This window comes from Pseudomonas sp. NIBRBAC000502773, from assembly GCF_006517195.1.
GTDB classification, from domain to species: Bacteria; Pseudomonadota; Gammaproteobacteria; order Pseudomonadales; family Pseudomonadaceae; genus Aquipseudomonas; species Aquipseudomonas marginalis.
Genome location: NZ_CP041189.1, coordinates 4,395,787 through 4,407,218 on the forward strand (window position 1 = coordinate 4,395,787; position 11,432 = coordinate 4,407,218).

10 protein-coding genes and 1 other RNA gene are annotated in these 11,432 nt (G+C 61.2%); 9 read left to right on the forward strand and 2 right to left on the reverse strand.

The window, feature by feature from the left end:
- Positions 1–23: 23 nt before the first annotated feature.
- Complete coding sequence (locus tag NIBR502773_RS20265) at positions 24–395, reverse strand: YraN family protein (protein ID WP_141157857.1); 372 nt, start codon at positions 393–395, stop codon at positions 24–26.
- A complete protein-coding gene (locus NIBR502773_RS20270; RefSeq protein ID WP_065938555.1) occupies positions 395–2,206 on the reverse strand; it encodes a penicillin-binding protein activator in 1,812 nt (603 codons plus the stop codon). The genes NIBR502773_RS20265 and NIBR502773_RS20270 overlap by 1 nt, the downstream gene beginning before the upstream one ends.
- A gap of 209 nt (positions 2,207–2,415) precedes the next feature.
- Here NIBR502773_RS20270 and rsmI point away from each other — a divergent pair, with 209 nt between their 5' ends.
- From rsmI to mraY, 9 genes are all read left to right on the forward strand, one after another.
- The gene (gene rsmI, locus NIBR502773_RS20275; protein WP_027604767.1) at positions 2,416–3,288 is read left to right on the forward strand and encodes a 16S rRNA (cytidine(1402)-2'-O)-methyltransferase; all 873 of its coding nucleotides are present in this window, start codon (positions 2,416–2,418) and stop codon (positions 3,286–3,288) included.
- Positions 3,289–3,384: 96 nt separating this feature from the next.
- Positions 3,385–3,738: RNase P RNA component class A (gene rnpB / locus NIBR502773_RS20280), an RNA gene on the forward strand.
- A 354-nt stretch (positions 3,739–4,092) separates the two neighbouring features.
- Positions 4,093–4,548, forward strand: coding sequence for a division/cell wall cluster transcriptional repressor MraZ (gene mraZ, locus NIBR502773_RS20285; protein WP_003171868.1), 456 nt, complete (start codon positions 4,093–4,095; stop codon positions 4,546–4,548).
- A complete protein-coding gene (rsmH, locus tag NIBR502773_RS20290) occupies positions 4,545–5,492 on the forward strand; it encodes a 16S rRNA (cytosine(1402)-N(4))-methyltransferase RsmH (protein WP_010213048.1) in 948 nt (315 codons plus the stop codon). Before mraZ ends, rsmH begins: the two co-directional genes overlap by 4 nt.
- The gene (gene ftsL / locus NIBR502773_RS20295; RefSeq protein WP_003216203.1) at positions 5,489–5,782 is read left to right on the forward strand and encodes a cell division protein FtsL; all 294 of its coding nucleotides are present in this window, start codon (positions 5,489–5,491) and stop codon (positions 5,780–5,782) included. The genes rsmH and ftsL overlap by 4 nt, the downstream gene beginning before the upstream one ends.
- Positions 5,782–7,524 (forward strand): penicillin-binding protein 2, encoded by a 1,743-nt coding sequence (locus tag NIBR502773_RS20300; protein WP_162844256.1) that lies wholly within the window; start codon positions 5,782–5,784, stop codon positions 7,522–7,524. The genes ftsL and NIBR502773_RS20300 overlap by 1 nt, the downstream gene beginning before the upstream one ends.
- The gene (locus NIBR502773_RS20305) at positions 7,524–8,987 is read left to right on the forward strand and encodes a UDP-N-acetylmuramoyl-L-alanyl-D-glutamate--2,6-diaminopimelate ligase (RefSeq protein WP_141156777.1); all 1,464 of its coding nucleotides are present in this window, start codon (positions 7,524–7,526) and stop codon (positions 8,985–8,987) included. Before NIBR502773_RS20300 ends, NIBR502773_RS20305 begins: the two co-directional genes overlap by 1 nt.
- Positions 8,980–10,350 carry a UDP-N-acetylmuramoyl-tripeptide--D-alanyl-D-alanine ligase gene (gene murF, locus NIBR502773_RS20310; RefSeq protein WP_141156778.1) on the forward strand — a complete coding sequence of 457 codons (1,371 nt, stop codon included), beginning with the start codon at positions 8,980–8,982 and terminating at the stop codon, positions 10,348–10,350. Before NIBR502773_RS20305 ends, murF begins: the two co-directional genes overlap by 8 nt.
- Complete coding sequence (gene mraY, locus NIBR502773_RS20315; RefSeq protein ID WP_003171875.1) at positions 10,350–11,432, forward strand: phospho-N-acetylmuramoyl-pentapeptide-transferase; 1,083 nt, start codon at positions 10,350–10,352, stop codon at positions 11,430–11,432. The genes murF and mraY overlap by 1 nt, the downstream gene beginning before the upstream one ends.

Here is an 11,432-nt window from a genome sequence, read left to right on the forward strand (position 1 = left end):
GTGTGGTGAAGATGTCCGGTGAATCAGTTGTCGAAGGCATTTTGCAGCCAGTTCAGATCAACCTGACCAGACGGGGTGCTTTCCATGGCAACCACATCGAAACGGCAGGGGGCGTCGGCCCAGCGATGCTCTTCTTGCAGGAAAAACTGCGCAGCGAGTATCAGCTTCTGACGCTTGCGCCCGTCGATACTGGCGAGCGCGCCACCCCATTGTGCGTGTTTTCTGTAGCGGACTTCGACGAATACTACTGTATCGCCGTCAAGCATGACCAGATCAAGCTCGCCGCGTTTACACAACCAGTTCTGCGCCAGCAGGCGCAGACCCTGTTGTTGCAAGTGTTTCAATGCTCGAAGTTCGGCATCCTTGCCGCTTTGTGCAGTAGACCGCTCCGGCATCAGCGCGGGGTGTCCGGCAGGCGCTGGATCTCGCCACCGACGAACTTCGCCCATGGCATCTGGCGATCGACGCGCTGGTTGGTGCTGATGCCCAGGTTGCCCGAGAGGCCGTCAATCCGTGTATCCGGCAGTGCCTTCAACTGGCCCAGGCGCGGGGCCAGGCGGTAGGCGTCGACGCCCATCGCATACAGGCGGCCAAGGCTGCCATTGGCTTGCGGCCATTGTGCAGCAACCTGGTTACGCAGCGGGTCGGTGGTGTTGAGCAGCCAAGGGGTTTCGCAGAACATCACGTTGGTCATGTCCAGATACTGGTTCTTGTCGCCGCTGGCGCTGAATACGTGGGACGTGGCGTACACCGGCACATCACCGGCGTACTGGAAGTTCAGGGTCGGCTTGATCTGCTGGGCCAGTTGCGGGGTAACGGCCAGGAAGATGAACTCGATGTCCTGGCGACGTGACGGCTGTGCCGCTACGTCTGTGCCCACTGTGCTTTGCAGGCTCTTGGCGCGACCTTCGCTTTTACGCAGTTGGAACAGGTCGGCAATTTGCTGGGCGAGGGCGACCGGCTGGTCGACATACTCGACACCGACAACCGTGCCACCGTTGGCTTCCCAATCCTGGCGGAAGGCCTTGTAGACACGCTCGCCCCACTCGCCACGGGGCACCATGGCAGCGGCGCGGTGCAGGCCATCGGCACGGGCGCGGCGCGACACTTCCCGGGCTTCGTCTTCAGCGGCCAGGCCGAACTGGAACAATTGCGCCGGACCCTGATCGGTTTCGCTGTAGTTCAACGCCAGCGTGGTGATGGGGAGCTGAGGACGCGTGCTGAGCTGCTTGACCAATGGCTTCTCCAGCGGGCCAACCACCAGTTGCACGCCTGCAGCCTGGGCCTTGGCATAGAAGTCGTCGATGGAGGCCAGACGAGAGCTGTCATAGAACTCGATGACCGGTGGCTTCTGCCCGGCTTGTTCAGCCTGGTAGTGCGCCGCCATGAAACCTTCGCGCAGGGCCTTGCCGACGGAGGCCAGCGGGCCATCCTGGGGCAGCAGCAGGGCAATCTTGTTCAGGGGCTGGCTGGCCAGCTCCTTGAGCTTGGTCAGCGGGGTTGGCAGTTGCACGGCGGCCGGGTGGCCCGGGTTTTGTGCGCGCCAGGTGTCGATAGCGGCCTGCTGTTGCTCAAGCGTACCGGCGCCCTTGACGGCTTGGGCCAGGGTGATCCAGCCGTCCAGGGTCGGGTTGCCGCTGGCTTGCAGTTGTTCTGCAGGCAGTGCGGCAATCAAGGTCCAGATGGCTTCGTGATTGCTTTTGGCGGCATCGCCGCTGAGCAATGGCGCCATGGCAACGCGCTCGCGAGCAGCGGCCAGGGTCTGGCCATCGGCTTCATAAGCGCGGGCGTGCACGGTGCCAGTGCGGATCTGCTGTTCGGTCGGCAGCTCCTTCAGGCTTTGCAGGCTCGGATGGTTCAAGGCGGTCAACGCGGCCTTGGGCTGGTTGCGCGTCATGGCCAATTCGGCAGCCAGGGTGCTGGCAAAGACTTGCGCGGCTGGCTTGAGGACATCCAGGGACACTTGCGCAAGAATCTGCGACGAGCGGCCAGGGTTGTTCTGGCGGTAGGCCATGTCTGCCGCACTCAGGCGCAGCAACGCGGCCTTTTCTGGTGTCTTGGCGGTGGTGGCCTGTTCGAGCAGTTGCTCGATACTGGCGTCCGGGGTCCGTGGAAGGTCGCCAAGGCTGGACGAGGGCGAGCTGGCGCAAGCGGCCAGTAAGGCAGCGAGGCAGAGGGCGGAGAGCAGCCGCAGGCAAGCGATCATGTAAGTGTTCCTGATACCGATCAAATTAGCGTGGAATTGTACCCAAGCACTGGCCCAGGCGCGATGTTACTGGCGTGAAACCGTCGATTTAGGTCGTGCAAATGTTGCGATCAGCCAGGGACGGCTGAAAAGCCATCGGCCGTGATGGCATATTTCCGGGGCGCCTACGCGCTACACTATGGCTTTTGCCAACCATCGAGGTGTGCGTTTTGACTGCTCCAGGTCCTTTGAATTCCACTGCAGGCTCGCTTTTTGTCGTGGCGACGCCCATTGGCAACCTGGACGACATCAGTGCCCGGGCGCTGAAAGTGTTGCGCGAGGTTAAATTGATTGCGGCGGAAGACACTCGACACTCCCAGCGTTTGATGCAGCATTTTGGTATCAGCACGCCATTGGCGGCTTGTCACGAGCATAACGAGCGCGAAGAAGGCAGCCGCTTTATCGTGCGGTTGTTGGCGGGCGACGATGTGGCACTGATCTCGGACGCGGGTACGCCGCTGATCTCCGACCCTGGATACCATCTGGTCCGCCAGGCACGTGCCGCAGGTATTAATGTAGTGCCTGTTCCAGGCGCGTGCGCGCTGATCGCTGCATTGTCGGCGGCAGGCCTGCCGTCGGACCGTTTTATTTTCGAAGGTTTCCTGCCGGCCAAGGCCGTGGGGCGTCGTGCGCGTCTACAGGCATTGAAAGAGGAACCGCGCACGCTGATCTTCTACGAAGCGCCTCATCGTATTCTTGAATGCCTGCAGGATATGGAACTGGTGTTCGGCGGCGAGCGCCTGGCCCTGCTGGCCCGTGAGCTGACCAAAACCTTCGAAACCCTCAAGGGCCTGCCGCTGGAAGCGCTGCGCGCGTTCGTCGAGGGCGACAGTAATCAGCAGCGCGGCGAGTGTGTGGTGTTGGTGGCGGGCTGGACCGCGCCGGAAAATGAAGAGGCCGTCGGCAGCGAGGCCATGCGTATCCTCGATCTGCTGCTCAAGGAGATGCCCCTCAAGCGCGCTGCGGCGTTGGCGGCGGAAATCACCGGGGTACGCAAGAATGTGTTGTATCAAGTCGCGCTGGATAAACAGAAAGCCGAATAGTTCCGGGGGTAAACCGGTATTCCGTCCGAACGTGATGGCAATGCTGCACTTTTAATACTTGTCCTGAGGCCGTCGTGCCGTTAACCTGCGCGGCGGAGAGTCGATTGGACAGTCGCTGCCCTCTATGAAAATTAGGGGGGGGAGGAAAGTCCGGGCTCCATAGGGCGAAGTGCCAGGTAATGCCTGGGAGGCGTGAGCCTACGGAAAGTGCCACAGAAAATAACCGCCTAAGCACTTCGGTGCCGGTAAGGGTGAAAAGGTGCGGTAAGAGCGCACCGCACGACTGGCAACAGTTCGTGGCTAGGTAAACCCCACTTGGAGCAAGACCAAATAGGGTCCCAAGGCGTGGCCCGCGCTGGGACCGGGTAGGTTGCTAAAGATGTCCAGTGATGGCCATCGTAGACGAATGACTGTTCAAGACAGAACCCGGCTTACAGATCGACTCTCCACCTTTTTCCTTCTGTCTGAATCTCGGGCAGAAAACCGGTAGTAACGCAAGAATCCCTCCCTGCCAAATCATTGGCAGATGCATCTTCGTAATACCAAAAAAATCTTACTCTTAATAAATCACTTTAACTTTGATCTGTAGCTCATTGAGCTATTTGTGCTTGTCGAGCCAAAAACACCGCCGAACTCTGGTTTCTCCTCCTTTTACGCTCCTAAATCTCCGATCTGTAAGGCTTTTCCTTGAATCCGCGCCTTGACGGTGTGGTGGGCGCATTCCTATAGTGTGCGCAAGTGGCGGAAAGTGGCACAAAGTGGGTTTTTTGAACGTAAAACGCTAAAATTTGGAGAAACGCATCTGTGTTTCGCGGAGCTAACGCTATCAGTCTCGATGCAAAAGGCCGTCTCGCCATGCCGAGCCGGTATCGTGACGAGCTGATTTCGCGAAGTTCCGGACAGTTGATCATCACAATCGATGCCGTTGACCCTTGTTTATGTGTTTACCCCCTCGATGAGTGGGAGTTGATTGAGACCAAGTTGCGTGCCTTGCCTTCATTGCGTGAAGAAAACCGCCGTCTGCAGCGTTTGCTGATTGGTAATGCCGTCGACCTCGAGCTCGATGGCAGTGGTCGTTTCCTGGTGCCCCCGCGTTTGCGCGAGTACGCCAAGCTGGATAAGCGCGCAATGTTGGTCGGCCAACTGAACAAGTTCCAATTGTGGGACGAAGATGCCTGGGATGCTGTTTCTGCAGCTGACCTGGCTGCTATTCAACAACCGGGCGCCATGCCTGATGAACTGCGTGATTTGATCCTGTGACTATTGATAGCGGCTTTAACCACATCACCGTACTGCTTGACGAAGCCGTCGAGGCTCTCGCCGTACGTGCGGATGGCTGCTATCTGGACGGTACCTTTGGCAGGGGCGGGCATAGCCGGTTGATCCTCAGTCAGCTCGGGCCCGACGGCAAACTCCTCGGGTTCGACAAAGACCCCCAAGCGATTGCCACCGGGCAAGCGCTAGCGGCCGAAGACGGCCGCTTTGTCGTTGTGCAGCGCAGCTTTGCCGAGCTGGGTGCCGAAGTCGCCGAGCGCGGCATGGCGGGCAAGGTGGCCGGGGTTTTGCTCGACCTGGGCGTGTCTTCGCCGCAGCTCGATGACCCGGAGCGCGGCTTCAGCTTCATGAACGACGGCCCCCTCGACATGCGCATGGACCCTACCCGTGGCGTCAGTGCCGCGCAGTTCATTGCCACCGCGCCGGTGGAAGAAATCGCCCGTGTGTTCAAGGAATACGGTGAAGAGCGCTTCGCCGGCCGCATGGCCCGTGCCGTGGTGGAGCGTCGCGAAATCCAGCCGTTCGAGCGCACCGCCGACCTGGCCGAAGTGCTGAAAGTCGCCAACCCCGCGTGGGAAAAGGGCAAGAACCCGGCGACCCGCGCGTTCCAGGGCCTGCGTATCCACGTCAACAACGAATTGGGCGACCTGGAGGCTGGCCTCGAGGCTGCCCTCGAGGCGCTGGAAGTGGGTGGTCGCCTGGTGGTGATCAGCTTCCATTCCCTGGAAGATCGCATCGTCAAGCTGTTCATGCGCCGCCTGGTCAAGGGCGAGTCCGACAACCTGCCGCGCAACCTGCCGGTACGTTTCGAAGCCTTTGTGCCGAAAATCAAAATCCATGGCAAAGCGCAGTTCGCTTCCGAAGCCGAACTCAAGGCCAACCCACGTTCCCGTAGCGCCGTCATGCGCGTCGCGGAGAAGCTGCGGTGAGCAAGCTTTTCGCCAAGCCCCTCCCGGGCGGCAGCTTCTTTATGTTGCTGCTGTTTGTCGGCGTGCTGGTGTCCGCAATTGCGGTGTCCTACAGCGCCCATTACAACCGCCAACTGCTCAATACCCTCTATGGGGAATTGAGCGTGCGTGACAAGGCGCAGGCGGAGTGGGGCCGGTTGATCCTCGAGCAAAGCACCTGGACGGCCCATAGCCGTATCGAAGTGCTGGCCACCGAACAGCTGAAAATGCACATCCCGGGCGCGGCCGAAGTGCGCATGGTGGCGCCATGATGAAACTCGAAGGCGCACTCTACCCATGGCGCTTCCGCCTGATGCTCGGCTTGCTGGCATTGATGGTGGGTGCGATTGCCTGGCGGATCATCGACCTGCAAGTGGTCGACCGTGACTTCCTGATCGGCCAGGGCGATGCCCGTAGCCTGCGTCACATCCAGATCCCTGCGCACCGTGGCCTGATCACCGACCGTAACGGCGAGCCGTTGGCGGTGAGTACGCCGGTGACCACCCTGTGGGCCAACGCCAAGGAATTGCAGGTTGCCAAGGACAAGTGGCCGCAACTGGCTGCCGCCCTGGGCCAGGATCCGAAAGCCTTGGCTGAGCGCCTCGAGGCCCAGGCAAATAAAGAATTTATCTACCTCGTTCGCGGCCTTACCCCCGAACAAGGCCAGCAGGTGCTCGACCTTAAAGTCCCCGGTGTCTACGGCATCGAGGAGTTCCGTCGTTTCTACCCGGCCGGTGAAACCACTGCCCATATGGTCGGCTTTACCGACATTGACGATCATGGTCGTGAAGGTGTGGAACTCGCCTACGATGAATGGTTGGCCGGGGTACCGGGAAAACGACAGGTCATCAAGGATCGGCGCGGCAGGTTGATCAAGGATGTCCAAGTCACCAAAAACGCCAAGGCCGGAAAGCCCTTGGCGTTGTCGATTGACCTGCGCCTGCAATACCTGGCGAACCGCGAGCTGCGTAACGCGATCATCGAGAACGGCGCCAAGGCCGGCAGCCTGGTGATCATGGACGTGAAGACCGGCGAGATCCTCGCCATGGTCAACCAGCCGACCTACAACCCGAATAACCGTCGCAACCTGCAACCGGCGATGATGCGTAACCGCGCAATGATCGACGTGTTCGAGCCGGGCTCGACCATGAAAGCCATCTCCATGAGTGCCGCCCTGGAAACCGGACGCTGGAAGCCCAGCGACAAGGTCGAGGTGTATCCGGGTACCTTGCAGCTGGGTAAATACACCATTCGCGACGTGTCCCGTACAGAAGGTCCGGTGCTGGATTTGACAGGTATCCTGATCAACTCCAGTAACGTGGGCATGAGTAAGGTCGCCTTCGATATCGGTGGTGAAACCATCTACCACCTGGCGCAGAAAATCGGCCTGGGGCAACCCACCGGCCTGGACTTCCCGGGTGAGCGCGTCGGCAACCTGCCTAACTACCGCGACTGGAAAAAAGCCGAGACCGCCACGCTTTCCTACGGCTACGGCCTGTCGGTGACCGCCATCCAGCTGGCCCATGCCTTCTCCGTGCTGGCCAATAACGGGCGCATGGTGCCGCTGAGCCTGATCCACGTCGACGAAGCGCCGAAAGCCACCCAGGTGATCCCGGAAAACGTCGCCAAGACCATGCAGGGCATGCTGCAACAAGTGATCGAAGCACCGCGCGGCGTATTCCGTGCCCAGGTGCCGGCGTATCACGTGGCCGGCAAGTCCGGTACCGCACGTAAGACGTCGGTCGGCACCAAGGGCTACGCCGAAAACTCCTACCGCTCGCTGTTCGCCGGCTTCGGCCCGATGAGCGATCCACGCTACGCCATCGTCGTTGTGATCGATGAGCCGAGCAAAGCCGGTTACTTCGGTGGCCTGGTATCGGCGCCGGTGTTCAGCAAAGTGATGTCCGGCACCCTGCGCCTGATGAACATCACCCCGGATAACCTGCCGCCGACCCAACAAGCGAATGCCGGACCACCGGCCGCAGCAGTAAAAGCCAATGGAGGGCGCGGCTGATGTCTCTTAGCCTGAACAAGATTTTTGCCCACGCCGGCCGCGATCTGCTGATTCGCGAGTTGACCCTGGACAGCCGTAACGTGCGCGCTGGCGACCTGTTCCTGGCAGTGCCGGGCGGCAAGTTCGATGGCCGTGCGCACATCGCCGACGCGTTGCAGCGCGGCGCGGCTGCCGTGGCCTATGAAGTCGAAGGCGCCACGGTGCTGCCGATCACCGACGTGCCGCTGATCCCGGTCAAGGGGCTGGCCAAGCAACTGTCCGATATTGCCGGGCGTTTTTACGGCGACCCGAGCCGCCACCTCAATCTGGTGGGCGTGACGGGCACTAACGGCAAGACCAGCGTGACCCAATTGGTCGCCCAGGCCCTTGACCTGCTGGGCCAGCACTGCGGCATCGTCGGCACCCTGGGTACCGGTTTTTATGGTGCGCTGCAAAGCGGCCTGCACACCACGCCGAACCCCATCGCCGTGCAAGCGACCCTGGCCGACCTGAAAAAGGCCGGTGCCAAGGCGATTGCCATGGAAGTGTCGTCCCACGGTCTGGACCAGGGCCGCGTCACCGCCCTGGCCTTTGATGTGGCAGTGATGACCAACCTGTCCCGCGATCACCTGGATTATCACGGCACCATGGAGGCGTACGCCGCCGCCAAGGCCAAGCTGTTTGCCTGGAATGACCTCAAGTGCCGGGTGATCAACCTGGACGACGCTTTTGGTCGCCAACTGGCGGCCCAAGACAGCGAAGCGCGCCTGATCACCTACAGCCTGGAAGACGCCGGCGCTTACCTGTATTGCCGCGAAGCCCAGTTCAATGACGAAGGCGTGCGCGCCACACTGGTCACGCCTCAGGGCGAGCACCACTTGCGCAGCACCCTGCTCGGGCGTTTCAACCTGAGTAATGTACTTGCCGCCATCGGCGCACTGCTCGGCCTGGATTACGCACTGGACGAGATTCTCAAGGTGCTGCCGAAGCTGGAAGGCCCGGCCGGTCGCATGCAGCGCCTGGGTGGCGGTACGCAGCCGCTGGTGGTGGTTGACTACGCCCATACCCCGGATGCGCTGGAAAAAGTCCTCGAAGCCTTGCGCCCTCACGCCAAGGGCAAGTTGCTCTGCCTGTTCGGCTGTGGCGGTGATCGTGATCGCGGCAAGCGGCCGTTGATGGCCGAGATCGTCGAACGCCTGGCCGATGGTGTGCTCGTCACCGACGACAACCCGCGCAGCGAAGACCCAAGCCGGATTTTCGATGACATTCGCACCGGCTTCAAAGATGCATCCAAGGCCACCTTCGTCGCCGGTCGCGGCGCGGCAATCGCCCGGTTGATCGCCAGCGCCAGTGCTGACGACGTGGTTGTGCTGGCCGGTAAGGGGCATGAGGATTACCAGGAAATCAACGGCGAGCGTCATGCCTTCTCCGATCTGGTCGAGGCCGATCATGCCTTGACCGCCTGGGAGGTTGCCCATGCTTAAGGCGATGACGTTCAGCGAACTGACCCAGGCCCTGTCGGCACGCGTACTGTCGAGCGATTGCAGCTTCAGCGGCGTGAGCATCGACAGCCGCGCGATCCAGCCGGGGCAACTGTTTGTCGCCCTGGCCGGCCCGCGTTTCGACGGTCACGACTACCTGAACGAAGTCGCCGCCAAAGGCGCCGCAGGTGCCTTGGTGCAGCGCGAAGTGGCTGATTCCACCTTGCCGCAACTGCTGGTCGCCGATACCCGCCTGGCCCTCGGTCAATTGGGTGCGCTGAACCGCGCCGCGTTCGACAAGCCCGTTGCCGCCATCACCGGCTCCAGCGGCAAGACCACGGTCAAGGAACTGCTTGCCGGTATCCTGCGTACGCGCGGCCCCGTGCTGGCCACCCGTGGCAACCTGAACAATGATTTCGGCGCTCCGCTGACCCTGCTCGAACTCGCCCCGGAACACACGGCGGCGGTAATCGAACTGGGTGCCTCGCGCATCGGCGAAATCGCCTACACCGTGGCGCTGACCAAGCCCCACGTCGCCATTATCAATAACGCCGGTACGGCCCACGTCGGCGAGTTCGGTGGCCCGGAAAAAATCGTCGAGGCCAAGGGGGAAATCCTTGAGGGCCTCGCTGCATCGGGCACTGCAGTCTTGAACCTGGACGACAAGGCCTTCGATACCTGGCGTGTACGCGCCGCCGGTCGCAAGGTCCTGACGTTTGCCGTGCTTAACGCTGCGGCTGATTTCCATGCCTCCGACATCACCGTCGATGCTCGTGGCTGCCCGTCCTTCACGTTGCATACCCCGCAAGGTAGCGAGCACGTGCAACTGAATTTGCTCGGCAACCATAACGTCGCCAATGCCCTGGCCGCTGCGGCTGCGGCTGGCGCCTTGGGCGTGTCGCTGTTCGGTATCGCTACGGGCCTGGGCGCGGTGCAGCCGGTCAAGGGCCGTACTGTTGCGCAACTGGCGAGCAACGGCATGCGTGTGATCGATGACACCTATAACGCCAACCCGTCGTCCGTCAACGCCGCTGTCGACCTGCTCAAAGGTTTCGATGGGCGCAAGGTGCTGGTGTTGGGCGATATCGGCGAGTTGGGCGACTGGGCCGAACAAGGTCATCGCGAAGTCGGTGCGTATGCCGCAGGCAAAGTCGACGCCCTCTACGCCGTCGGCCCGAACATGGCCCATGCCGTGGCTGCCTTCGGCCCCGGTGCGCGACATTTCGCCACCCAGGCCGAGTTGATCCAGGCGCTGGGCGTGGCAGAACAAGACAAACACACAACCATTTTGATCAAGGGATCGCGCAGCGCGGTGATGGAAAACGTCGTCGCGGCCTTGTGTGGCTCAAGTACGGAGAAACATTAATGCTGCTGCTGCTGGCTGAGTATCTGCAACAGTTCCACAAAGGCTTCGCGGTCTTTCAGTACCTGACCCTGCGCGGGATCCTGGGTGTGCTGACCGCGCTGTCTTTGTCGCTGTTTTTAGGGCCGTGGATGATCCGCACCCTGCAGAACCTGCAAATTGGTCAATCGGTTCGTAATGACGGCCCGCAGTCGCACCTGTCCAAGTCCGGCACCCCCACCATGGGCGGCGCGCTGATCCTGTCGTCCATCGGTATCAGCACCTTGCTGTGGGCCGACCTGCACAACCGCTACGTATGGGTGGTGCTGCTGGTGACCCTGCTGTTCGGCGCCATCGGCTGGGTCGATGACTACCGCAAAGTGATCGAGAAAAACTCCAAGGGGCTGCCAAGCCGCTGGAAGTATTTCTGGCAGTCGGTGTTCGGCCTTGCCGCCGCGATCTTCCTCTACACCACGGCGCCAAGCGCGGTGGAAACCACCTTGATCATCCCGATGCTCAAGGATGCCAGCATCCCGTTGGGCATCGGCTTCGTGGTGCTGACCTACTTCGTGATCGTCGGCTCCAGCAACGCGGTGAACCTGACCGACGGCCTCGACGGCCTGGCGATCATGCCTACGGTAATGGTAGGCGGCGCCCTGGGTATCTTCTGCTACCTGTCGGGTAACGTGAAATTCGCTGAATACCTGCTGATCCCCTACGTACCGGGCGCGGGTGAGCTGATCGTGTTCTGCGGTGCCTTGATCGGTGCCGGCCTGGGGTTCCTGTGGTTCAACACCTACCCCGCACAAGTCTTCATGGGCGACGTCGGCGCACTCGCGCTGGGCGCGGCCCTGGGCACCATCGCGGTGATCGTTCGCCAGGAAATCGTGTTGTTCATCATGGGCGGTGTGTTCGTGATGGAAACCCTGTCGGTGGTCATCCAGGTGGCGTCCTTCAAGTTGACCGGGCGCCGCGTGTTCCGCATGGCGCCGATTCACCACCACTTTGAACTCAAGGGCTGGCCTGAGCCGCGTGTGATTGTCCGTTTCTGGATCATCACCGTGATTCTGGTCCTGGTCGGCCTTGCCACCCTGAAACTGAGGTAG

Excerpts from the sequence above, each read along its gene's own strand:
- NIBR502773_RS20265 (WP_141157857.1), bottom strand. The coding sequence starts at position 395 with ATGCCGGAGCGGTCTACTGCACAAAGCGGCAAGGATGCCGAACTTCGA.
- NIBR502773_RS20270 (WP_065938555.1), bottom strand. The coding sequence starts at position 2,206 with ATGATCGCTTGCCTGCGGCTGCTCTCCGCCCTCTGCCTCGCTGCCTTA.
- NIBR502773_RS20300 (WP_162844256.1), top strand. The coding sequence starts at position 5,782 with ATGAAACTCGAAGGCGCACTCTACCCATGGCGCTTCCGCCTGATGCTC.
- NIBR502773_RS20305 (WP_141156777.1), top strand. The coding sequence starts at position 7,524 with ATGTCTCTTAGCCTGAACAAGATTTTTGCCCACGCCGGCCGCGATCTG.
- murF (WP_141156778.1), top strand. The coding sequence starts at position 8,980 with ATGCTTAAGGCGATGACGTTCAGCGAACTGACCCAGGCCCTGTCGGCA.
- mraY (WP_003171875.1), top strand. The coding sequence starts at position 10,350 with ATGCTGCTGCTGCTGGCTGAGTATCTGCAACAGTTCCACAAAGGCTTC.